The 19,463-nt window shown below is 42.3% G+C and carries 21 protein-coding genes and 1 pseudogene; 14 read left to right on the top strand and 8 right to left on the bottom strand.

The features are described 5' to 3' along the window. The first annotated feature begins 22 nt into the window (after window positions 1-22). Complete coding sequence (gene tyrS / locus D1151_RS08340; RefSeq protein WP_160201683.1) at window positions 23-1,351, top strand: tyrosine--tRNA ligase; 1,329 nt, start codon at window positions 23-25, stop codon at window positions 1,349-1,351. Between the two features lie 115 nt (window positions 1,352-1,466). Here the strand turns inward: tyrS and D1151_RS08335 are convergent, their stop codons facing one another. Next, window positions 1,467-1,703: a helix-turn-helix domain-containing protein gene (locus tag D1151_RS08335; protein WP_161908584.1), complete on the bottom strand. Its 237-nt coding sequence runs from the start codon at window positions 1,701-1,703 to the stop codon at window positions 1,467-1,469. Between the two features lie 141 nt (window positions 1,704-1,844). Between D1151_RS08335 and D1151_RS08330 the strand changes: the two genes are divergently transcribed. The 7 genes from D1151_RS08330 to D1151_RS08300 all read left to right on the top strand — a co-directional run bounded on the left by D1151_RS08330 (window position 1,845) and on the right by D1151_RS08300 (window position 8,555). Next, window positions 1,845-2,177 carry a hypothetical protein gene (locus D1151_RS08330; RefSeq protein ID WP_161908583.1) on the top strand — a complete coding sequence of 111 codons (333 nt, stop codon included), beginning with the start codon at window positions 1,845-1,847 and terminating at the stop codon, window positions 2,175-2,177. Between the two features lie 95 nt (window positions 2,178-2,272). Continuing rightward, complete coding sequence (gene cas6 / locus D1151_RS17335) at window positions 2,273-2,599, top strand: CRISPR system precrRNA processing endoribonuclease RAMP protein Cas6 (protein WP_161908582.1); 327 nt, start codon at window positions 2,273-2,275, stop codon at window positions 2,597-2,599. Next, complete coding sequence (locus tag D1151_RS08320; RefSeq protein WP_251630823.1) at window positions 2,565-3,740, top strand: DUF2130 domain-containing protein; 1,176 nt, start codon at window positions 2,565-2,567, stop codon at window positions 3,738-3,740. The genes cas6 and D1151_RS08320 overlap by 35 nt, the downstream gene beginning before the upstream one ends. A gap of 156 nt (window positions 3,741-3,896) precedes the next feature. After that, window positions 3,897-4,763, top strand: coding sequence for an Rpn family recombination-promoting nuclease/putative transposase (locus tag D1151_RS08315; protein WP_161908581.1), 867 nt, complete (start codon window positions 3,897-3,899; stop codon window positions 4,761-4,763). A 704-nt stretch (window positions 4,764-5,467) separates the two neighbouring features. Beyond that, window positions 5,468-7,849 carry a cation-translocating P-type ATPase gene (locus D1151_RS08310; RefSeq protein WP_161908580.1) on the top strand — a complete coding sequence of 794 codons (2,382 nt, stop codon included), beginning with the start codon at window positions 5,468-5,470 and terminating at the stop codon, window positions 7,847-7,849. 55 nt (window positions 7,850-7,904) lie between these two features. Continuing rightward, on the top strand, window positions 7,905-8,111 hold the full coding sequence (locus tag D1151_RS08305) for a PAS domain-containing protein (RefSeq protein ID WP_161908579.1): 207 nt from the start codon (window positions 7,905-7,907) through the stop codon (window positions 8,109-8,111). Window positions 8,112-8,291: 180 nt separating this feature from the next. Next, window positions 8,292-8,555 carry a TnpV protein gene (locus D1151_RS08300; RefSeq protein ID WP_161908578.1) on the top strand — a complete coding sequence of 88 codons (264 nt, stop codon included), beginning with the start codon at window positions 8,292-8,294 and terminating at the stop codon, window positions 8,553-8,555. 260 nt (window positions 8,556-8,815) lie between these two features. On the opposite strand, the gene D1151_RS08290 is transcribed toward D1151_RS08300, so the two are convergent. The 3 genes and pseudogenes from D1151_RS08290 to D1151_RS08280 form a co-directional block, all read right to left on the bottom strand. Then, window positions 8,816-9,190 carry a DUF3795 domain-containing protein gene (locus D1151_RS08290; protein ID WP_160201697.1) on the bottom strand — a complete coding sequence of 125 codons (375 nt, stop codon included), beginning with the start codon at window positions 9,188-9,190 and terminating at the stop codon, window positions 8,816-8,818. Window positions 9,191-9,411: 221 nt separating this feature from the next. Beyond that, window positions 9,412-9,791: pseudogene (locus tag D1151_RS08285) on the bottom strand (TnpV protein). 739 nt (window positions 9,792-10,530) lie between these two features. Then, entirely contained in the window at window positions 10,531-11,016 is a 486-nt protein-coding gene (locus tag D1151_RS08280; RefSeq protein WP_161908577.1) for a helix-turn-helix domain-containing protein, read from the bottom strand. Between the two features lie 282 nt (window positions 11,017-11,298). Between D1151_RS08280 and D1151_RS08275 the strand changes: the two genes are divergently transcribed. Further along, entirely contained in the window at window positions 11,299-11,619 is a 321-nt protein-coding gene (locus D1151_RS08275) for an LPS biosynthesis protein (RefSeq protein ID WP_161908576.1), read from the top strand. 253 nt (window positions 11,620-11,872) lie between these two features. On the opposite strand, the gene D1151_RS08270 is transcribed toward D1151_RS08275, so the two are convergent. Together D1151_RS08270 and D1151_RS08265 are read right to left on the bottom strand one after the other, a co-directional pair. Then, entirely contained in the window at window positions 11,873-12,583 is a 711-nt protein-coding gene (locus tag D1151_RS08270; protein ID WP_161908575.1) for a queuosine precursor transporter, read from the bottom strand. Next, window positions 12,576-13,289 carry a radical SAM protein gene (locus D1151_RS08265; RefSeq protein ID WP_160201157.1) on the bottom strand — a complete coding sequence of 238 codons (714 nt, stop codon included), beginning with the start codon at window positions 13,287-13,289 and terminating at the stop codon, window positions 12,576-12,578. Before D1151_RS08265 ends, D1151_RS08270 begins: the two co-directional genes overlap by 8 nt. Before the next feature lie 240 nt (window positions 13,290-13,529). On the opposite strand from D1151_RS08265, the gene cysK reads away from it, so the two are divergent. Next, on the top strand, window positions 13,530-14,456 hold the full coding sequence (gene cysK / locus D1151_RS08260) for a cysteine synthase A (protein WP_160201158.1): 927 nt from the start codon (window positions 13,530-13,532) through the stop codon (window positions 14,454-14,456). 251 nt (window positions 14,457-14,707) lie between these two features. Here the strand turns inward: cysK and D1151_RS08255 are convergent, their stop codons facing one another. Continuing rightward, complete coding sequence (locus D1151_RS08255; protein WP_161908574.1) at window positions 14,708-15,505, bottom strand: hypothetical protein; 798 nt, start codon at window positions 15,503-15,505, stop codon at window positions 14,708-14,710. Window positions 15,506-16,198: 693 nt separating this feature from the next. Between D1151_RS08255 and rplM the strand changes: the two genes are divergently transcribed. Together rplM and rpsI are read left to right on the top strand one after the other, a co-directional pair. Continuing rightward, complete coding sequence (rplM, locus tag D1151_RS08250) at window positions 16,199-16,627, top strand: 50S ribosomal protein L13 (protein WP_160201169.1); 429 nt, start codon at window positions 16,199-16,201, stop codon at window positions 16,625-16,627. Window positions 16,628-16,646: 19 nt separating this feature from the next. Then, entirely contained in the window at window positions 16,647-17,042 is a 396-nt protein-coding gene (gene rpsI, locus D1151_RS08245; RefSeq protein ID WP_160201160.1) for a 30S ribosomal protein S9, read from the top strand. Between the two features lie 166 nt (window positions 17,043-17,208). On the opposite strand, the gene D1151_RS08240 is transcribed toward rpsI, so the two are convergent. Further along, on the bottom strand, window positions 17,209-17,772 hold the full coding sequence (locus D1151_RS08240) for an N-acetylmuramoyl-L-alanine amidase family protein (RefSeq protein WP_160201161.1): 564 nt from the start codon (window positions 17,770-17,772) through the stop codon (window positions 17,209-17,211). Between the two features lie 188 nt (window positions 17,773-17,960). On the opposite strand from D1151_RS08240, the gene D1151_RS08235 reads away from it, so the two are divergent. After that, on the top strand, window positions 17,961-18,254 hold the full coding sequence (locus D1151_RS08235; protein ID WP_160201162.1) for a putative quinol monooxygenase: 294 nt from the start codon (window positions 17,961-17,963) through the stop codon (window positions 18,252-18,254). 302 nt (window positions 18,255-18,556) lie between these two features. After that, window positions 18,557-19,462: a precorrin-6B methylase gene (locus D1151_RS08230; RefSeq protein WP_161908573.1), complete on the top strand. Its 906-nt coding sequence runs from the start codon at window positions 18,557-18,559 to the stop codon at window positions 19,460-19,462. Window position 19,463 lies beyond the last annotated feature (1 nt).

Raw genomic sequence — 19,463 nt, 5'->3', positions numbered from 1 at the left:
CTAAGAAGAGAGGATATTTACCATGAAAAATTTTATTCCTGATTCCGTAAGCAAGTTTGATAATGTTTACGATGTACTGAAAGAAAGAGGCTTCATTGAGCAGGTAACCGATGAAGAGGCAGTTAGAGAGTTACTGGGCAAAGAAAAGATCAAATTCTATATCGGTTTTGACCCGACTGCAGACTGTCTGCATATCGGACACTTTATGCAGGTTATCATTTTGATGTACATGCAGAAATATGGACATACACCGGTTGTACTGCTGGGCGGCGGGACTGGTATGGTAGGCGACCCGTCGGGCAGACAGGACATGCGTCAGATGATGACTGTAAATACTATTGATGATAACTGCGCAGCTTTTAAAAAGCTGTTTGATCAGTTCCTTGATTTTGACGATGAATGGAAATACGAGGGCAACAACGGTGTATATGCGCCGGGTCATCAGAACAGAGAACCGCTTCCGGGCAAGGCAATCAGCATTAACAATGCAGATTGGCTGAGACCGCTCAACTATGTTGAGTTCGTAAGAGAAGTAGGAACACACTTTAATGTGAATAATATGCTACGAGCAGACTGTTATAAGCAGAGAATCGGCGACGGTTTGACTTTCTTTGAACTGAACTACATGCTCATGCAGGCTTATGACTTTACCGTTATGGCAAGAGACTTCGGACTGAAAATGCAGTTCGGCGGCAACGACCAGTGGTCAAACATTCTGGCAGGTAAGGACTTGTCCAGAAAATGGTGCGGTGTTGATGTAGAAGGTATGGTATTTGCACTGCTGACTAACAGTGAGGGTAAGAAAATGGGCAAAACCCAGAAAGGTGCGCTGTGGCTGTCACCGGAGAGAACTTCCCCATATGAGTTCTATCAGTACTGGAGAAATGTCGGCGATGCTGATGTGAACAAGTGTCTGCGTTTCCTGACCTTCCTGCCGATGGAAGAGGTAAACAGGCTGTCAGCTTTGGAAGGCGCGGAAATCAACAAGGCGAAGGAAGTGCTGGCTTACGAGGTTACCAAGCTGGTACACGGCGAAGAGGAAGCCAGAAAAGCCCAGGAAGGCGCTAGAGCTGCCTTTGGAGGCGGCGGTGATGCTGCTAACATCCCGACCACAGAAATGGCTGCTGCTGATTTTGACGGTGATGGTAAAGGTCTGGTTTCTCTGATTAAAGAGCTGGGTCTTGTGCCGAGCAATGGTGAAGGCTTCAGAACCATCGAACAGGGTGGACTTTCCGTAAACGGTGAAAAAGTAACCAATCCAAAGATGAACGTAACGGCTGATCTGTTTAAGGACGGCGAACTGCTGATTCAGAAGGGCAAGAAGAAATTCCATAAGGTTGTAATTAAATAAATAGAGGATGATGTGCGGTGAGCCGCCTGCGTGAACGAAAGGATTCGTTTATGCGGGCGGCTCCTTGTGTTTCATGGGTGCTGTTACTTAAGATGGATGGAAAAGTATGGATGGCTTAGTTCGCGGCCTTTTTGACAGCTTCTTCGATTTCTGCTACCAACGCGCTGGGCGAAACTTTTAACGCTTCCGCAATGCGAAAAAGTGTTTCCAACGTAGGTTTTCTGATACCTCTTTCAATTGCGGATAGATGCGTTCTTCCGATATCCGCAAAACCGCTGACAACTTCCTGCGATAATTGCTTTTCTTCACGAACTCTTTGGATGGTTTTCCCGACAATAATTGGATCTAGCATATGTATGATTCCTCCTTTACCAAAGAGTTTACATAATTTGGGCGATGGATATGAATACATATGTTGTTGTTCGGGGACAAACGTGGTATATTTTAAGTATGAAGAATTGTAAAAAAGGACAAATATAGGAGACTCGTTTACATGCTGTCAAAACTTGAAATTTCGTTTAAAAGAACGAACGACTTGAACTTTAATATGGGATCCATTTTTCAGAGCATCTTAATGGAACAAGTAAAGCCTGACTATGCAGAGAAGCTGCACTGTCAAGGAATTAAACCTTATGCGCAGCACTGCATTGCGGAAAGAGATTCTTTCAAATGGACAGTTGCAGCGATTAGTGAAGAAGCAGACCGAGAAATTTTGCAGCCACTTTTGAGTGATAATAAAGATGAAATATATCTGCGCTATAAAGACTTGAATTTAAAGATTATCGAGAAGAGATATTCGTCGAAGTCCTATAACCAGCTGATGTAGGAAACCTATTTTTCTGTATGTAAGCCATATATTAACCTTGCATTTCGTACTCCAACAGCATTTAAAGAAATGGAAGATACCAATTCTTTCCGACAGTGCAGAATATTTTCTACAGCTTGATTCAGAAATATGATGCAGTATCAGGAGAACCTCCAATTTTTTCTGAAAAAATAATGGAGGATATATCAAAATATGTAGAGATTAGTCGTTATGACTTGAGGAGTACACGAGTTCATTTAGAAGGAGCAAAAATACCTTCTTTTTTTGGAACGTTATCCATGCATAGTTATGGACCGCTGCTTTTTAGAAATTTGTTACATATGCTGGTTTCTTTTGGTGAGTATTCTGGAATAGGGATTAAGGCCGCTATGGGGATATGCGCAAATTGTGCAGCAGGTGAGGGATTCAGAATTCAATGCTGAACTGCATCGCAGGGAAAGAGAATTGTCGGAGAAGAGCGAGACGGAGAAGAGTCTTGCCATCAGTGAGGCTATTCAGAAAAAAGAAAAAGAAAGCGATCAGGCTTTAAATGAGATGAATAACCGATTAGCAGAAAAGGAACAGCTGATTTCTGCATTGAAGGCGCAGATTTCTGGCGCAGAGACGGAAAAGAAACTTGCAGTGGCTGAGGCCTTGCAGGAGAAAGAAAAGGAACTGTCTGAAAAGGTAAATCAGATTACCGTGCTGGAAGGAAAGCTTTCCAATGTAGAAAACGAAAGCGAGCTGAAAGAAAAGAATTTAAAGGAACAGTACGAGTTTAAACTGAAGGAAAAAGAAGAACAGATTGAGTACTATAAAGATTTCAAAGCGCGCCAATCAACCAAAATGATTGGAGAAAGCCTGGAACAGCACTGCTTAACGCAGTTTAATTCCATCAGAATGACAGCGTTTCCAAATGCTTACTTTGAAAAGGATAACGATGCGAAATCCGGAAGCAAGGGAGACTTTATCTTTAGGGAAGCTGATGAGGACAGCATCGAATATATTTCGATTATGTTTGAGATGAAAAATGAGGCTGATGAAACTGCAACGAAGCACAAGAATGAAGATTTTTTCAAAGAATTGGACAAGGACCGCAGGGAGAAACATTGTGAATATGCAGTGCTTGTGTCAATGCTGGAAAGTGATAGCGATCTTTATAATCAGGGCATTGTGGACGTTTCTTACCGCTATCCCAAAATGTATGTCATCAGACCGCAGTATTTTATTCCGATGATTACTTTGCTTCGAAATGCAGCAAGGAACTCTTTGCAATATCAGAAAGAACTGGCAATCGTTCGGAATCAGCAAGTCGATATCATGAATTTTGAAGAAAATATGAACGCTTTTAAAGAAGGCTTTTCCAGAAATTACAGACTTGCCAGCGACAAATTCCAGACGGCAATTGAGGAGATTGACAAGTCAATCGACCATCTGGAAAAAATAAAGAAAGCATTAACCTCATCAGAAAGAAATCTCCGCCTGGCAAACGATAAAGCGGAGGATTTGACGATTAAGAAACTGACGAAAAACGCACCGGCGGTGAAAGCTATGTTTGATCAGATAGGAAAGGATAGCGAATAACAGTGTTTTGAAGGAGACTGTGAAAAAAATCGTGTGCGGATAATTTTCTAGAAGTTGCCCTTAATAGGGACTTGTTTTTGTGGGTGCATGATATATACTGAATCTGTATTTACTGGGAATAAATTACAAAAATCACGAAAATGAAAGGAAGGTATCGTGCAATCGGAAATCAGGACAAATCAAACAAAACGGATTCAGTATCCCTTCAGTAACAGACTGGTATTCGCCATCATCATGCAGCAGGAGACCCTGTGCAAAGAACTGCTTCGGCGCATTTTCTCGAACAAAGAAATCTTACAAATCAAATTTCAGGAGGAGACGGAAGCGGAAACCAGCGATAATGGCGTGCAGGTGGAGAAGACGATTCTCAACGGGATTTCTGCCAAGAGCATTCGGCTGGATGTGCTTTTCAGCCATGAAATCGGATGGGCGGACATAGAACTGCAGGTGCAGAGAGAAAAACATCTGCCGAAGAGAAGCAGGTATTACCATGCCAGCACGGATTTACATATTTTACCGGCAGGGGAGAATTACGAAAGGTTAAAGTCGGTCTATGTCATTTTTATCTGTTTCTTTGACTTTTTCGGACTGGGAGAACCCGTGTATGAATTCGAGATGTATAATGTGAAAACCAGCTTGCCATTAGGAGATGAATCGTATACACTGATATTAAACATCATGTATGAAGAAGAGAAAGTGCCAAAGCAGCTGAAAACACTATACGCGTATTTGAAAAGCGGTGAGGCAGACGAGAAAGACACTTTCATCCAGAAAATACATGGAGAAGTTGCGGAGCTAAATCAGAGAGAGGAGCTGAAGCAAGTCATGACTTTGGAAGAAGAATATCGCATGGAGAAGCAGAGAAGCCTGGAAGAGGGTATTGAGATTGGACTGCAGGAAGGACGCCGGGAAAAGGAAGAAATGCAGAAATCCATTGCCTTAAAATTGAAAGAAAGCGGCATGGAGATTCAGCAGATTGTCGAAATGACGGATTTGTCCGTGGAAGAAATTGAAAAACTATAAATGGAAAATTAAACTATAGAGAACCGTGCGGCGGAGATTTTCGCAGTGCGGCTCTTTTTGCTTTTAGGAGTCGTATAAAATTTTACCAGGTAATTCAACAGCTTGAGTGACAGTATGGACGGCAACTTCAGCATCGATTTCAGACCGAGGAACCGAAATGTGAATTTTATGTTTTGAAATAATCATTACATTATATATAGATATAATGAAAATCATACATTGAATTTCGCGCGCGGCGAGGGCATGACTACTGTGTCTCAGAGCACAGACTGGGTGATGTGCATATAATTTAAATTTTTCTTCAAAATATGTACGTTTTCATGGAAAGCTGTGCATATTTTTAAAGAAATCGGCGAAAATACGTAAAATTTATATCACGTAGAACGATTTTCTAGACTAAGTTCGATGTTTTTGTGCATATTTTAATGATTTTTTGCGAACTTACGTACGGAGGTGTGCATATTTTGGGGATTTTTTTAGAATTTCTGCACTGATGGTTTTGTGGAGCTTATAAATCGAAAGGATTGCGCGGCGGCAGCAGACAGCGTGAGCCGTCAAGAGTAGCTGTGAGGATCTGTTTGGCGTTGCGGTTTCGCGATTGTCTTGGATTTTCAGCTGGCGTTTGAAGTTTTTGTGAAGGTTATTTTCTCCTGCGCCTTTTTGTGTTACAATAAAATGTATGTAAAAAAGGAGAGCAAGAAGACATGTTGGGATTAACAGCAAGAGAAGCAGAAGAGAGAGCGGCGCAGGGGCTTTCCAACGAGCAGGTGGACTCCTCGACGCGAACAGTAGAAGAAATTATAAAGAGCAACGTATTCACTTATTTTAACTTGATTTTTACGGTACTTGCGGTGCTTTTGATTGTAGTAGGTTCTTTTAAGGACTTGACTTTTATGCTTGTGGTATTTGCTAATACAGCAATCGGTATTGCCCAGGAAATCAAATCGAAGAAAACTTTGGACAACCTGAAACTTTTGAAAATGCCAAAGGCTCATGTTTTTCGAGATGGAAAGGAAGTCGAGCGGCCGGTGGAAGAGCTGGTGCTGGACGATGTGATTGTTCTTCGGGCGGGAAGCCAGATACCGGCGGATGCCATAGTGGTTGATGGCAGCGTACAGGTCAACGAGGCGCTGATTACCGGTGAGTCTGATGAGATTACTAAGACGGCGGATTCTCAGCTTTTGTCCGGCAGCTTTGTGGTATCCGGCACGTGTGCAGCGAAACTGACGGCGGTAGGCAGAAATTCTTACATTTCTAAGTTGACCATTGAAGCGACCAAGGACAAGCATGGCGAGCAGTCGGAGATGATTAAATCGCTGGATAAATTGGTCAAGGTGGTCGGTATTATTATCATTCCGGTAGGACTGATTCTTCTGACACAGCAGTACTTCATTTTAGAAGATGGATTTAGACATAGCGTGACCTCTATGGTTGCAGCGATTTTGGGTATGATTCCTGAAGGGCTTTATATGACGGCAAGTATCGCTATGGTGGTCAGCGCCATGCGCCTTGCCAGACAGGACGTGCTGGTTCAGAATATGCGATGCATCGAGACCTTGGCGAGGGTCAACGTGCTTTGCGTGGACAAAACCGGCACGATTACAGAAAACGAGATGAAAGTCGCGCAGATGCAGCGGATTTACGATGGGCTGACAGACGATGAACTGTCCCGCTTAATCGGTGATTTGGCATTTGCCCAGAATCCGGACAATATCACCATGGCGGCGATGCAGGCGTACTTTACAGAAAGGTCGGGAAGAGCCACCCTCAGCGTGTGCGGTTTTTCTTCGAAATATAAATATTGCGGCGCAAGCTACGAGGATGGTAATTTTGTGCTGGGCGCGCCGGAGTTTGTGCTGCGGGAAGCCTTTTCTCAGTATGAAGAAGAAATTACAAAAGTCAGTGAACAGGGATACCGCGTGCTGGCCTTTGCCCGGACAGAAGACGTGCCGGACGGACAGCCGCTTACAGGGCGAACCCGTCTTTTAGGACTTGTCTATCTGACGAATCCGATTCGAAAATCGGCAAGAGAGACATTTGCGTATTTTGCTGAAAACGGCGTAGAGGTCAAGGTTATCTCCGGGGATAATCCGGTGACGGTTTCCAATGTCGCCATGGAAGCAGGCATTGAGAACGCGGACAGATATATCGACGCAAGGCAGCTTGTGACAGAGCGAGCCGTTTATGAAGCGGTAGAGCGGTATACTGTGTTTGGCAGAGTGACGCCGGAGCAGAAGCGCATGTTTGTGAAGGCGCTGAAAAAGCAGGGCAAGATTGTGGGCATGACAGGAGACGGGGTCAATGATATTCTGGCTCTTCGGGATGCGGACTGCTCCATCGCCATGGCGTCGGGAAGCGAGGCAGCGTCCAATGCGGCGCAGCTGGTGCTGATGGACTCCGATTTTTCAAAGATGCCGTCGGTGGTGGCGGAAGGCCGCAGAGTCGTAAACAACATCGAGAAGACAGCGAGCCTGTTTTTGACAAAGAATATTTTTTCGTTGCTGCTGGCGCTCTTTTCCATCGTCAACGTGCTGTCATACCCGCTGACGCCGTCACAGCTTACCCTGATTACCATGTTCACCATCGGCGCGCCGTCCTTTGTGCTGTCGCTGGAGCCGAATCACGATAAAATTACGGGAACCTTCTTCGGAAAGGTCTTTAAAATGGCAACCCCTGCAGGGCTTACTACTTTTGTCAGCGTCAGCTCTCTGGTCATATTCGGAAAAGTCTTTGACGTTGATCCAGATTGTATTTCTACAGCCTGCACGATTTTAGTTGGACTGGTTGGCTTTATGATTCTGGGAAAAGTGGCAAAACCGACTAATAGCTTCCATGTAGGGCTGATTGCAGTCATGCTACTGGGCATGGCGTATTGCTTCTTTTTCCAGAAGAGCTTCTTTGGCATCAATCAGATTTCCACGCAGGCTATGATGCTTCTGGTGGTATTCCTCATTGCTACGGAAGGGCTGTTCCGCTATGTGTACAAGTTTACCAGCCTGTGCGGACGGATTCTCGATCGCGGCGGAAAAAGCCGCAAGACAAAGGAAAAGAAGCACAGAAAAAAGATAAAAATCAGCTGGCAGTAACCATTACCGGACACGGCAGGATGTGGATCACATGTAGTATAGGAGCAAATGAAAAGTGAAAGCTGAAATAAGGAATGTAGGAAAGACTTTTTTTGAGAATCTATATGATGGCGTACTGATGGTCGATGCAGAGTATGTGGTTCAGTACATCAATCCCGCTTACACCCGGATTACAGGGATTACGGCGGAAGACATTGTCGGAAAGCCGCTGAAAGATATCTGCCCCCGGCGCACGTCTTTTGGAAGTAGTCAATTCAGGTAAACCCATCGTTGGAGCGCTTAGAAGCGAACAGGGAATAGACTACACGGTAAATATGTCACCGCTCATAGAAAATCAAAAAATTGTAGGCGGTATTTCTATCGTCAGCAATATTGAAGACGTGAGGACGTTGTCTAATACGATAAATAAATACGAAACAAAATTCGGCGACTGGAGAATCGGATGCGGTCTATCCATCGGACTAAATATACGCTGGACAATATCATGGCGCAGGATCCGTTGTCAAAGAAGTTGAAAGAGGATATTAGAAGGCGGGCGCAGGAATGCTTTGAACGGCTCATAGAGGGCATGAAGCAGGCACAGGGTATTACGGAACAGCTAAAGGCGGATAAGCCACTTGAGTGGGTGCAGAAAATGAACAATATCCGAAATACAGTGGAGGAAGTTATCAATGCGGAATTGATTTACGCATTGAGTTGGCGGTAATGCAAAATAAGGGACAAAGTAGCAACCCTACCTTGTCCCTCTTAGTTTTTTATAGGCAAAAGCTTAAACAGGGTCGTTACAATTTGATAACGGTACAACCATTACGGATTTTACCGTCCTCGCCCATGATTTCATTTTTGGTGCGTACTCGTTTGCCTGTCTCGTCAAAAAATACACTTCGTGCGGCAATCTTGATTTCGGGTAGCAGTGTCCTTTCACTGAAAATCAGATGTCAGAGGATTTGATATATAAACTGGGAGTTATCTCACTCCCGTCAAGATAAAATTCATTAACTGCTCTACATCATCAAAATCATCATAATCTCCGTTTATGCCATTTCGATGATACACAACTCCATTTTTCTCATTTCTCTCTAAACAGTCCAAAAGTTTTTCTTCTCCATATTTTTTAGCAAATAAAGTAAATGTGTAGGGTTTGATTTTACCTAATAATCCTTTCTTGCAATTTTCTTCGCACTTATAACAATGTGTCAGTCCTTTTGCAATCGAACATTTTTTATTCTCACAAACATCATTATCTGGACAACCGTTTGAGCCACATCCATTACAATCAGCATTTTCTGTGCATAAGCAACACGCAAGACCACATCTGGCAATTCCTAATTCTCGTTTCATAAGACACCTCCGCAACTTCTAATTTGTTCCTGTATAAAAAGTATATCACGAAGGCGTGAAGATTTCTATACTGTTGTTCATTTGCATAAGCAGTAGCGTGTCAATGTAACGCTATTGCCTAATGAGAAGCCTTGTTTTGTTACTATCTGCAAGCCCAAAATACAGTAGGGGAAGTATTATCCTCCACCCACTGTATTTTAAGGCAATAAGCGTTACGCTCATTAGTTATAAATCAGTTTGCTATATACAATTTCTCTCGCCCTCGCTTGTATTTCATTCATTCTTCCAATCCACAATATCATGCTTTCTGCTTTTAGTTGTTCAGTCACGCCCTCCTTGTCAGCCATTTGTTCGACCAATCGAAACATCATCTTCGTTGCTTGTTCGTCAATATCAGCAAGATAACAGTTCAATTTTCCGCTTGTGAGAAGCGTGGTGTAAACTGCCCGTTTATGTTCCTGCAAATAGTGTTTGTGTCGCTGCCCCCATAAGCCGATAGGCTTGTGTCCTTTTTCGGCTGGTAAAGTAAGGCAAGGAATATAATAATCTCCTTGCAGTTCATACCAAAGACCGTTGCTTTCATATAAATATACTTATCCATTAAAAAGTCCTCCGTTATAATATATTCGCACATATATCACAGTTCTCCGATTACCACACTCTGTTATAACTTGTTATGAGATTTTCTTGCCCTTGATTTTGCCCTTATGATTGTGCAGAACAAGGGTAACATGGTGTGAAATCATATAAAGAAATAAGGGGTGATGATTGCGATAAATCCTTTGTTTTCAAGGCTTTCGGAGGATTTTATTAAAACCCTATGAGGTGTGATAAACACCTGTAAAATTATGAGTTTCTAATTACGATGTATCAGTTTGTACTAGGGAGAATTATACCATACCCGATTACGAGAAACAATCCTCGCGCTATGTCCGTTCCGACTATCCAGACCGTCAAGGAGCGAGTAGTATTTTTCCACAAAGTGCGCGAAAAAATCTCCACCCTTAAACCCCTGACCGTCTGGAATTTTGCCGTTGCCATTGCGCCGCTGAAAACGGGGAACAGGATTTAACAATCTTGTCCCGTTTCACGCCGCACTAGCAAGGGCCTGCGTCAATAACGCAAAAAAGCATTTGACAAAACGCTTCATGACATGCTATGTATGAATTGACCTTGTTTTGTATGAGCAGATAGAATACTGCTAAACTTTAAAACAAGCTTGAAGAGTATCTGTTAAGTCTTTCGGGCGTAGCAACTCTCCCCCCCCACCATACACCGTTTTTTATTTGGTGGGCGTTTGCTTTAAAATCTTATGAAATGAAACAGAAGCGATAAATATATCAATTAGTTACTTCTTTCAATTTAATTTCTACTTTGTAATATTTTAAAAAATATGGTACAAACAAAAGAGCCCCTATTGTCAAAATCAACCAACCAATATATGTTCCTTGATTTTCAGGATAAAAATAATTTATAGCTAAATGAACTGGACATAGAATAATTGTAATCACTCCCCATAATATTTCCAATTTTCTTTTCATCTTGTTTGCTTGCGCTTTTTGTTTCTGTAATTCCACCAAATTTTGTTCTGCCTTTTTTTGATAATTTTCCACTATAATCCTTTCTCCTGATAACAATTCATTTACATTTATGCCAAGAATGTCACATAGATCCATCATTATCGCTACATCTGGACAGCTTTTTCCTGTTTCCCATTTTGAAACCGCCCTATTACTAATGTTAAGCTTTTCTGCCAGCTGTAGCTGAGTAAGATTTTTTTCTTTACGACATTCAGCAATAAATTTTCCAATTTTTTCTTGATTCATTTCTTACCTCCTAGTTTTATCATACATAATAAGCATTTTTTTTGGAAGGAACTATTGGTTGATTCTCTAATTCAGCCATCAGTTGACTACTAGTACATCGAATAATGAATGCCGGCTATTAATAGCTACTTGCAACTTTACTTTTATATTGGCGGTGGACTTTATGTTCCTTCGTTTCACACATCGGGATATGACTTCACTGACAGTATCATGGAAAATGCTGTGGAAATGTTTAAAAGTCTCATTGAAGAATAACGCTGGCTTGAGAGAGGAGGACGAAAGATGCAGATCGATTATAATGAAATCGAGATGGCAGCGATGGAAGCATATAAACGCGGAGATGAAAAGGAATCCGTTCGGCTGGGGATTGAATTTTCGAAACAGCTGCGGGAGGCTGTCGCCCGTGGGGAAGATTATTGCTCTTGCACCAGACCGTGTAGAATGCATGGAAACTGTGTTGAATGCGTAGCAGCGCATCAAGCGCATAGAGACCACCTTCCGGTTTGTTTCCACGATATGATGAATGAAAGATTATATGGTCTTTCGGAATTGACAGAGCAGACTATTACAGAAAAAATAGAGGCAGAATCTCAAGGTGTGTGAACACAAGAAAAAACGGCGAGGTAATTCTCGTCGTTTCTTCTTTGGATTAGGACTTTATTATAATTTATTATAGGTATTTGCGAATTGTATAAAATATATTATCCACATCAAATCTGTGAATCATGCTGTAAATATAATACCGTTTTTTGCGGGTTTGTCAAGGGGTTTGGGAATATTTTTTTGTCCATAATGCAAATGCACGATTTATAATAATATATTGCATGTAATCTATGCGTATGAGTCAGGGCTGCGTTTATGACAGCTCTGAAATTTGATTTTTATTTTTCAGTTTGCGAGCCAGATACACTGCAGGGGTGTCCAAAACGCTGGTGAAAATGAAGATGACGTAGCTGGACATGCAGATGTGAATCAGTGTAGAAAAACTGTGTACTCCTACAAAAGCACCGAAGGTGAATAGTACGGTATTCATAAGCTGAGACAGCAAGGTGGAGCCGTTATTGCGGATCCAAAGTCCTTTCTGGCTGTCACCGAGTACCTTTTCCGTGCGTTTCCAAATCAGATGGTAAGCGCAGACATCAAACATCTGTACGATACCATAGACTGCAATGCTGACCAGCATAAGCCGCGGTGTGTTGGAAAATACCGACTGAATGGAAGGCATTGCCCAGTCGTTTGCATTTGGCGTGTATAAGAACCAGGACTGGGAAATCAGAATGAAAGCTATGCTGACACAAATGCCGATTTTTACAGCAGTGTTTGCGTATTTTCTGCCTTCTGTTTCACTTAAAATGTCAGTGACCAGGAAAGTAGAGGCAAACAGGATATTGCCCAAAGTCTGTTCCATGCCGAAAGCATCTACCAGAATCAGCGCTTCAATATTAGCTGCGATAGTGGCGACCACAGTCCACATATAAAGACCGGTCTTACCGAAAAATTTATAAAAAAGAACAACTGCTGCATAAATGCAGACTAGACTCACGATTAAAACTAATTCATTACTCATTAGATTTACCTCCTACTCCGAAATCTGTATTATTCATTAAAATATCTACCCGCTCATTATGCAGGTATTTTGGCATGATGGTGTTTTTAAAAAGCTCGATAACGCGGGGATCAGGCCGCACCGGGGTAGAGTTTTCTACCATAATATTGACACAAACCCGCTCAAAGTATGCCAGCCCTGTTTCGATGTCGGATCTCATAGAATCCGCCGTTTGTCCTGGAATACCGAAGAGCAGACAGCATTCGTTGAAGTCCTCAGCGATTTTCTCAGGGTCTGTTTCGTCGATGCCCTTTAATAGATAGGATTCTCTAAAGAGAGAATCAAAGGTTTCCACTCCGATTTTAAATTTTAGAAGAATGCCGGCAGCAGCAAATTCTTCCCGGAGGTGGCTGATACAACTTCTGTCTGTCCAGTGACATTCAAAGTGAACCTGCTTGATGTTTTTCGTCTTGCAGACTGTTTTAATCTGTGCCATGGTAGCCTTGTCCAAATCACAGATGCTGCCGGAATTGATTACCTCCAGCTTGTGGTAAAGCCCTGTAATTTTGCCAAGCACTTCCCGGTTTAGATTGAAGTTTGCGGTTTCGTCTTTGGAAAAATCCAGATGATAATCGCAGAATCTGCATCTGCGCCATTTACATCCGCTGCCGCGCAGGAGGACGATCTCCCGCGGATTCTTGTCAGAAATGATGGAATAACGTTCCATTTTTTGTCCTTTCCCGGAACAAAAAATGCGCCTACAGAATCTGCAGGCACATTAAAATAATAATCAAAAATAATGTTGACTTTAGTTCCGTAGTTTTGTTTATAGACAGGATGGTCACGAACTGTCTTATTTTATTTTCGTAAGTACTATAGCACAAATTAGCGGCGTTGTCAAAGAAAAGTGACAAATTAAAATCTTTATGATATACTGAGTAAATAGTTTTTAAGTAGGAGTTAAACGATGATATATAAAAATGTGTTAGACGCCATGGGTGAAACGCCGATGATTCAGCTGAATAAAATGGTTAGTCCTGAAAGTGCGAGGGTGCTTGTAAAATTTGAGGGGCTTAACGTAGGCGGTTCTGTAAAGACGAGAACTGCTTACAATATGATTACAAAGGCGGAGGAAGACGGAATTTTGCGGCCGGATTCTGTGATTGTTGAACCGACCAGCGGGAATCAGGGAATTGGGCTTGCCCTTGTAGGCGCAGTAAAAGGCTATGAGACTGTTATTATCATGCCGGATTCTGTCAGTCAGGAACGTCGTTTCCTTGTGGAGCATTACGGCGCAAAGGTGCTGCTGGTACATGACGAGGGCAATATTGGCGACTGTATCGAAGAGTGTGTACAGATGGCGAACCGCATGGCTGCCGAGAATCCGAAAGTTTTTGTACCGCAGCAGTTTGAAAATGAAGCAAATCCAATGGTGCATCGTCACCATACCGGGCTTGAGATTTTGGAACAGGTGGCAGGACCTATTGACGGATTTTGTTCTGGTATTGGCACCGGCGGAACCATTACAGGTATCGGAGAAACGCTGAAAGCTTTGAATCCGCAGATTGAAATCTGGGCAGTGGAGCCGCAGAATGCTGCGATTTTAGCAGGAGGTACGGTGGGAACACATATACAGATGGGAATTGGAGATGGTATTATCCCAAAGGTTTTGAATCAGCAGATTTACGATGATATCTATATCGTCAGCGATGAAGAGGCGCTGCAGACGGCCAAGGACTTGGCACGCAAGGAAGGGCTCATGTGCGGTATCTCCAGCGGTACCAATGTGGCAGCGGCGCTTAGGCTGGCAGAAAAACTGGGAAAAGGCAAGACCGTCGTAACGATATTGCCTGACACTGCAGAGAGGTATTTTTCTACGCCGCTGTTTGAGTAGGGAGATAGTAGAGCAGTATTCTTAACCTAAAATCCAAAAAAATGAATTTTGTGTATAACGAAATTACAAAAACTTAACCGAAATCCAGAGAAACATCAAGAAATGTATAAGTTTTATGATGAATGTCAACTGCCTCGCTTTCAAAATTGCAGAAATCCTGGGATTTCGGTTATTTTATCGTGTAAATTCCGATTCAGTCTAAACCTAGACGATGATATTTATACATTTTTTGCAAAAATTTTAGATTTAGGTTAAGCTTTTCTAAAGAGAGGGAGAAGTTGTCCTTTGATGATTCGATCAATAGCAGCAACATCCAGTGTGCCATCGGGGTTGTCCATTGTGACAATCAGATTCTTCGGCATTACAATATTGTTGTGATGATATGTAGTAATTTTATTGAAAAAGCTTTCCCTGTATCTTTCGTTGTGCAAAAGTCCTGCATGCTCCCAGAAAATGTCTTCATATAAAGGTGGTGTGATCTCAAAATCTGGTCTGTAGGTAATCCAGTGCCCGTCAGGTGTTTGCAGACGAACCTTTGGCTCATATCTAAAATCAATATTCGCAGCGTGCATTAGCTCTGCAATAATGACTTCGGATTTCGAACGCAAATATAAACCAAAAGAAGTCGAGTAGGTTAAGCCTTCCGGACGGTAACTCGGCTCTGCACCGTCATGATGTGGAGATTTGCTCTTGAGGTTAGAGGGGAGAACGAGGTCAGAATAGGCCTTCGGCAGACGCTTTTGAATAGAGAACGGATCGTAGGGACCATAACGCGTTAGAACTTTTTCCTGTATATGAAGATTTTGTTCAATCTGGCAGGTGGCCTCCTCTAAAAATCTTCGATACTTTAAGTCATAAATCAGGTCGGAATTTTTACTATGAATGTAATGTTGCTTTTTGGCAGAGTCAATCCAATAATAATAAAGTCTGCCGTTGATTGTTTTATAAGTGAGTTTACCCTGCGGCAATTTTTGAAGCGCTGTGTGATATTGATGTAGAAGTTTCTTTTGCAGTGCGATATCTTGCTGTGTTAATTCGATGTATCCCATGATAACCTCCTTCGATGAATGTATTTTATAGGAATATTTTACAATAAATGTAAATAAAATGCAACTAAAAAATCGAATTTACCAGGGCGAGCAGAGGCAAATAGTTATTATGACAGTTTAACGGGGAAGGGATTTAACCTAAAACGAGAAATTTTTAAAAAAGTGTATAAGAGAAGAGAGCAAATCTTAACCCAAAATAAGAAACCGCTTAAAAAATGTATAAAACTGTTGACATTATTTAGGTAGCGGCGCTTGAATTTCTATTCATATACAGTTTTCTGAGACTTCATGCAATATTCTTGTTAATTTATCTATCAGCTGGCATAAAATCCAAACAGATTGCCGATACAGAGGATGACTCTTATACACTTTTTGGAGAAAATCAAAATTTAGGTTAAGGTTCGTGTTAAAGGTAAGGAACACCGCTCTGATTTGATTGCAGTTATAAAATTTCCCGCATTTGTTGAGGATTTCATGCAAAAAGATGTTGCAATCTCAAGGGTTTTGCTATATAATAGTCGTGCACTGTGCTTTCACAGGCGATTTGCATGCGTAGAACCGCCAGGGTTCGGCAGCGCTGCAAGCTAAAAGTTAGTTTTAGTCATGCCGAAACAAATTCCTTGTGGAATTTCAGTAGGCAGAACCGAAAACGATACCGGCGAAGGTATCTTAGTAGGTAGAAAGGAAGAGACAATGAAATCTTACATTGCAAAACCTGCAGAAGTAGAACGTAAATGGTACGTTGTTGATGCAGAAGGTAAGACTCTCGGCAGACTGGCATCTGAAGTTGCTTCTGTTCTGAGAGGAAAGAACAAGCCAATCTACACTCCGCACGTTGACTGTGGCGATTATGTAATCGTAATCAACGCTGAGAAAGTAGAAGTAACCGGCAAGAAGAGAAAAGAAAAGATTTACAAGAGACATACTGGATATCCAGGTGGTCTGAGAGAAATCACTTTCGAAAAGTTACAGGCAAAGAAACCAGAAGAAATCATTAAGCACGCAGTGAAAGGCATGCTTCCTGATGGAAAACTGGGCAGACAGATGTTTAAGAAGTTAAAAGTTTACGCAGGTCCTGAGCATGCACATGCTGCACAGAAGCCGGAAACTTTGGAAATCTAAGGAAAGGGAGGAATAGACAATGGCAAAATTACAATATCAGGGAACTGGTAGAAGAAAACATTCAGTTGCTAGAGTTAGATTAATCCCTGGAACTGGAAAAATCACTGTAAACAAGAAAGATTTAGAAGATTACTTCGGAATGGAAATCGTTAAGAGAGAAGTAAGAAGACCTTTTGAAGTTGCAGGCTGCGAAGGCAAATTCGATGTAATTGCTACAGTAGCAGGCGGCGGATTTACAGGTCAGGCTGGTGCGCTGAGACACGGTATCTCAAGAGCACTTTGCCAAGCTGACAAGGAAAGCTACAGAGCGCCTTTAAAAGCTGCTGGATTCTTAACAAGAGACCCAAGAATGAAGGAAAGAAAGAAGTACGGTCTGAAAAAGGCAAGAAGAGCTTCTCAGTTCTCCAAGCGTTAATCAGAACTATATTTGGACTTTCGAAATCGAAACAAGCAAACCCCATCGCAAGGTGGGGTTTTGTGTTGCTTTGAAAAAGTAATGCCAGAAAATCCGCCCCTTTGTTCCTAAAAAAGTAGAAAAAGGGGCAGTTTAACAGATTATAAAGGCTAGGCGAAAATGAAATTTACATTGCAGACTTTACATCTCGGCGGAATCCGTCCATCGTGTAGTCTGTACCAAGTCCTTGCCAGAAATGCTCTGGATCTTCGTGGTCAGAGGCAGTGCCACGAAGATAACCTTCGTAGTGTGAAACGATGACGCCGTCTGCCAGCGGATCTAACCCGTATTTATGGCAAAGCCATGCGAAAAGTTCCACCGCAGTATCGTAAGTCAGCTTTGCACAGGCGAGGGCTTCTTCCCTGTTATCACAGGTAAACCCAAATTGACTGGTATAGGAAAGGGAGGCGGGTTCACACATTTCTACGCCGATGTGGGTGCTGTTGTAAGTGCCGCCGCAGTGCCAGGCACGGTGATTCCACGGCAGTGTCTGATAAATTTTTCCGTCTGTGCCGTCGATAAATGCGTGAACGCAGGCTTCCTGACAGTCGGGATTGTTCCACTTTTCCATAAAGTAAAAAGGCTGCTGATAGGCGCAGCCTACTGAGTGCAGCATGAGTCCTTTCACCTCAATGGTATCGCCTTCTAAAAAGCAGGCACTTTTTGTTAGATAAGATTCTATAATTTCCATGATAAATTCCTCCGGGGATTAATGTAGTTTCATTATATCCTATGGCAAGAAATTTTACAAAATGATATTTCTATGGTTGTATTTTTGCCATTACCATGTTATGGTCATACCTAAATATCATGTGGTTGCGAGGAAAATATAAATTATGCTATACTGTTATAAAAGTTCATGAAAGGAACGATGTAAAAATGACGAATTTCTATGTAACATACACACTAAAGGATAAAGCGGCGCGAGACGCTTTTTACGGGGAAGTGAAAACCTGCGGCGTGATAGAAAAATCGTTGGCGGAGGATGGGTGCATCAGGTATGCCTATTATTATCCGGCAGATTCGGAGAACCAGATTTTGCTGTGGGAACAGTGGGAGAGCAGGCAGGCACAGAAAAACCATACAAAGCAGCCGCATTTTAAGAAGCTGGGAGAGATTAAGGCAAAGTATCCAATGGAAACGGAAATTCTTATCGAAGATGTTCAGGTCTAACTTTACTATTTCGTAACGCAAAAGACATGGAAGCGATACGATTCCTTGACAAAATCATCACATTTCCTTGCTATACTAAACTTGTCAAAAGGAGATAGGGTTACACGAGATAATTTCTTTTTGAACGTTCTTTCTTAATTAGATATCGCAGTCAGAAGACTCCATCGGATGATGGAGTCTTTTGACATGTGGGGAAGAAATTGTTTTCAGCGGCGGAAAGTAAGCTGGGATTTCTTGAAACCCCACTGGATTCGTGATAAAATGAGAAAAAGAAGCCTGACAGACAGAAAGGACGGAAAGCTATGGAAAAACAACTTTTCACCAACGAAATTATTTTATCGTGGCTGCAGTATTTTGCAGATAATACACCGATTGACTTGGAACAGATTAAGATGATGGATATCACCAAGAGAAATAAGAATCTGATTCCGACAGTAGAGGCGCATAAGGCAGTGCTTGCTTTTATGGAAGCAGGAGACGCTGAAATTTTTTATCATATGTGGAATGCAGGGCTTGGTGACTGCGAGGTCTGGTACAACGAGGGTTCCGCGCCGGAAGGTCCGATTAAGCACGATAAAGTCAGCGATATGATTAACCGCGGCATTAACGCTTCTGCGGGTATGCTGGTGGTAAATCCGAGCTCTCGCAATACCTATAAGATGGGCATGGACAATTTGAATTTCCGCAAAGATTCCGGAAGAGGCGTGGGAAGCGAAGTTCGTTCCATTATTTTGAACAAAATGGAAATCGGAAGAGAAGATACGGTCTGTGTGATTGGAGGCGAAAGCCTTGCCATTGAGGCTGCTTTTATGGCAAATGAAGGTACTGTTATTGCAGTGGAATACAATCATCGCAATAGAGATGCCATGATGGATAATATGGCATATTTTGATTTGCGCAATATGAAAATCACAGATCATGTGGATGAAGAAACCTTTGAGAATTACCCGACTCCTTCGGTGGCATTTATGGTCGCTTCTGCCAGCATGGAGCAGGAAATCAAGTTTCTTCTCTCCATGAATCCACAGATGAATCTAGTAATCTATACTTTGGATTTGAGTGTGGCAGGGGCTATGAGAGGCATTTTGGAGGCTAACGGCATCAAGGAAGCAGAGGTGATTCAAGTAGCGGTGTCCAGACTGAACGCAAAGAACGCTTTTGAAGTGCAGCCCGCTCCATGGATTATCACGGGAAAAGCGGAAGCGTAAT

Source organism: Emergencia sp. 1XD21-10 (genome assembly GCF_009936045.1).
Classification (GTDB): domain Bacteria; phylum Bacillota; class Clostridia; order Peptostreptococcales; family Anaerovoracaceae; genus Senimuribacter; species Senimuribacter intestinalis.
The sequence above is the reverse complement of the archived record's forward strand: the minus strand, read 5'-3'. Positions and strand labels throughout refer to the sequence as shown.

Excerpts from the sequence above, each read along its gene's own strand:
- tyrS (WP_160201683.1), top strand. The coding sequence starts at position 23 with ATGAAAAATTTTATTCCTGATTCCGTAAGCAAGTTTGATAATGTTTAC.
- D1151_RS08335 (WP_161908584.1), bottom strand. The coding sequence starts at position 1,703 with ATGCTAGATCCAATTATTGTCGGGAAAACCATCCAAAGAGTTCGTGAA.
- D1151_RS08330 (WP_161908583.1), top strand. The coding sequence starts at position 1,845 with ATGCTGTCAAAACTTGAAATTTCGTTTAAAAGAACGAACGACTTGAAC.
- D1151_RS08310 (WP_161908580.1), top strand. The coding sequence starts at position 5,468 with ATGTTGGGATTAACAGCAAGAGAAGCAGAAGAGAGAGCGGCGCAGGGG.
- D1151_RS08300 (WP_161908578.1), top strand. The coding sequence starts at position 8,292 with ATGCGGTCTATCCATCGGACTAAATATACGCTGGACAATATCATGGCG.
- D1151_RS08290 (WP_160201697.1), bottom strand. The coding sequence starts at position 9,190 with ATGAAACGAGAATTAGGAATTGCCAGATGTGGTCTTGCGTGTTGCTTA.
- D1151_RS08280 (WP_161908577.1), bottom strand. The coding sequence starts at position 11,016 with ATGAATCAAGAAAAAATTGGAAAATTTATTGCTGAATGTCGTAAAGAA.
- D1151_RS08275 (WP_161908576.1), top strand. The coding sequence starts at position 11,299 with ATGCAGATCGATTATAATGAAATCGAGATGGCAGCGATGGAAGCATAT.
- D1151_RS08270 (WP_161908575.1), bottom strand. The coding sequence starts at position 12,583 with ATGAGTAATGAATTAGTTTTAATCGTGAGTCTAGTCTGCATTTATGCA.
- D1151_RS08265 (WP_160201157.1), bottom strand. The coding sequence starts at position 13,289 with ATGGAACGTTATTCCATCATTTCTGACAAGAATCCGCGGGAGATCGTC.
- cysK (WP_160201158.1), top strand. The coding sequence starts at position 13,530 with ATGATATATAAAAATGTGTTAGACGCCATGGGTGAAACGCCGATGATT.
- D1151_RS08255 (WP_161908574.1), bottom strand. The coding sequence starts at position 15,505 with ATGGGATACATCGAATTAACACAGCAAGATATCGCACTGCAAAAGAAA.
- rplM (WP_160201169.1), top strand. The coding sequence starts at position 16,199 with ATGAAATCTTACATTGCAAAACCTGCAGAAGTAGAACGTAAATGGTAC.
- rpsI (WP_160201160.1), top strand. The coding sequence starts at position 16,647 with ATGGCAAAATTACAATATCAGGGAACTGGTAGAAGAAAACATTCAGTT.
- D1151_RS08240 (WP_160201161.1), bottom strand. The coding sequence starts at position 17,772 with ATGGAAATTATAGAATCTTATCTAACAAAAAGTGCCTGCTTTTTAGAA.
- D1151_RS08235 (WP_160201162.1), top strand. The coding sequence starts at position 17,961 with ATGACGAATTTCTATGTAACATACACACTAAAGGATAAAGCGGCGCGA.
- D1151_RS08230 (WP_161908573.1), top strand. The coding sequence starts at position 18,557 with ATGGAAAAACAACTTTTCACCAACGAAATTATTTTATCGTGGCTGCAG.